Below are 2095 nucleotides of genomic sequence, written 5' to 3' on the forward strand. Positions count from 1 at the left end.
GCCCGGCGCCCACGCGGCGCCGGACAGGCGTGGCCCGAGCAGCGGCTCGCGCCGTCGCGCGTCGGCGGTCGTCAGCTCGTGCGACGCGAGGCCGTGCGCGGCGTGGAGCGCGAGGACGCGGCGCAGCAGCGCGAGGTCGTCGGCGTCGTAGGCGACGCTGAGCGTCCCGGCGCTCCGGAGCCCGACGGCGGTGCCCGTCGCCTCCTCGAGGTCGGCGGCGAAGCCCGGCCAGCGCGCGGCGGCGACGAGGTGCAGGCGCAGCGCCGCGTCCTCGCCGAAGTCCGCCTCGGTCACGGGCGCGAGCATCCCGGCCGCGGCGTGCGTCGACCCGTCACCCGGGGCCGGGTCGAGCACGGTCACGGTGAGGCCGGCCTGCGCCGCGCGCCACGCCACGGCGAGCCCGACGATCCCCCCACCCACGACGGCGAGGTCCCGCGCGCCGTCGGACGGCGGACGGACGTGCTGGTGCATGTGCGCTCCCTTCGCTGGCATGACCCAGATCAGGTTCGACGGTCGGCTCCTACGCCCTCTCAGCCCCGTGCGGGGCTCCCGTGCTCCCGCACACCGTACCCGGCCCGCCGGGCGCGCCGTCCTACACTCCGTCGGGTGAGCACCCCCACCGCGGCCGCCGCACGCGCCCGGCTCGCCGACGCCCGCCTCTACCTGTGCACCGACGCGCGCGAGGAGCGCGGCGACCTCGAGGACTTCCTCCACGCGGCGCTCGCGGGCGGCGTCGACGTCGTGCAGCTGCGCGACAAGACCCTCGACGTCGCGCGCGAGCTCGAGCTGCAGGAGACGGTCGCGCGCGTCGCGGCCGAGCACGGCGCGCTGTGGGCGGTCAACGACCGTGCCGACGTCGCCGGGCTGACGGGCGCGCCCGTCGTCCACATGGGCCAGGGGGACCTGCCCGTCCCCGCGGTCCGCACGCTCCTCGGCGGCGACCCCGTGCTCGGGCGCTCGACGCACTCGGCGGCGCAGGCCGCCGCGGCCGAGGCCGACCCGGACGTCGACTACTTCTGCGTCGGGCCGCTGTGGGCGACGCCGACGAAGCCGGGGCGCGCCGCCGTCGGGCTCGACCTCCTGCGCGAGGTCGCCGCGACCGCGCCGCGCACGCCCTGGTTCGCCATCGGCGGCATCGACTCCGAGCGCCTCGACGCGGTGCTCGACGCCGGGGCGACGCGCGTCGTCGTCGTGCGGGCGATCACGCAGGCGGGCGACCCCGAGCACGCGGCGCGCGCGCTGCGCGACCGGCTCGGCTGAGGGGACCGGGGCCGGTCCGCGCGGCCCGGGAGCCGGTGAGCGGGTGAAGTCGTGGCCCGGGGGAGTCCTCCCCATCGCCCGCGCTTCTGGCCGCCGCGGGCCGTGTGCGATGCTCGCAGCGGTCGCGTGCCGCCGTCGCCCCGCGCCGATCCCCCCAGCCGACCTCGAGCGAGCTCGAGCCCCAGGACAGGAGAACCATGCCCAGCACGCGTCCGGCGGCGGTCGCCGTCGCCGCAGTCGTCGCCCTCACGATCTCGGGCTGCAGCCTCGTGCGCAGCGCGGACGAGCCCGCACCCTCGTCGGGCGCCACGGCGTCCGAGGAGAGCACCGCGGCGGTCGACGAGGTCGGCACCGCCCGCGTCGCGGACGCCGTGATGGCGGAGCAGACGATCGACACGCCCGGCGACGGCGACGCCGGCACGCTCACCGTGACGATCCGCGAGCTCGCGGTCCAGGGCGGCACGATGACGCTGCGCTGGGCGCTGCGCTGGGACGACGACGGCGCGGCGGGCGACGCGAACATCAGCTACTACGACATGGGCATCGAGCCCATCGCGACGGTCACCGACCCGGCCAACCTCGTCGCCTACCGCCCGCTGTGCACCGAGGGCGCGTGGCAGCCGGACACCGAGAGCGTCGTCGAGCGCGGGTCGGCGCAGGCGCGCTGCCAGGCGACCATGCTCGTGTCGCCGCTTGAGAACGTCTTCTTCCCGCGGTCCTTGAAGGAACCCGTCGGGTTCATGCCCTCGACCTTGACGAAGACCTGCGCGCCCGTGCGCTCCGAGAGCGCCGGGGCCTCGACGAGCGGCGTGCCGCCCTCGCCGAGCGTCACGAT

2 protein-coding genes, 1 pseudogene and 1 riboswitch are annotated in these 2095 nt (G+C 77.1%); of the genes and pseudogenes, 1 reads left to right on the top strand and 2 read right to left on the bottom strand.

The genetic code is table 11. The features are described from left to right. On the bottom strand, positions 1–471 hold a 471-nt coding region (locus JZ5iCDA_RS17070; RefSeq protein ID WP_139123215.1), incomplete at its 3' end, for an FAD-dependent oxidoreductase. Next, a riboswitch (TPP riboswitch) is annotated at positions 461–563 on the bottom strand. (Overlaps the previous gene by 11 nt.) 43 nt (positions 564–606) lie before the next feature. Between JZ5iCDA_RS17070 and thiE the strand changes: the two genes are divergently transcribed. Further along, positions 607–1260, top strand: coding sequence for a thiamine phosphate synthase (thiE, locus tag JZ5iCDA_RS17075; protein ID WP_069388197.1), 654 nt, complete (start codon positions 607–609; stop codon positions 1258–1260). 699 nt (positions 1261–1959) lie between these two features. Here the strand turns inward: thiE and JZ5iCDA_RS18120 are convergent. Further along, positions 1960–2095, bottom strand: a pseudogene (locus JZ5iCDA_RS18120) (pyridoxal-phosphate dependent enzyme); the annotation flags it as partial.

It is taken from the genome of Cellulosimicrobium cellulans, from assembly GCF_001722485.1.
GTDB classification, from domain to species: domain Bacteria; phylum Actinomycetota; class Actinomycetes; order Actinomycetales; family Cellulomonadaceae; genus Cellulosimicrobium; species Cellulosimicrobium cellulans_A.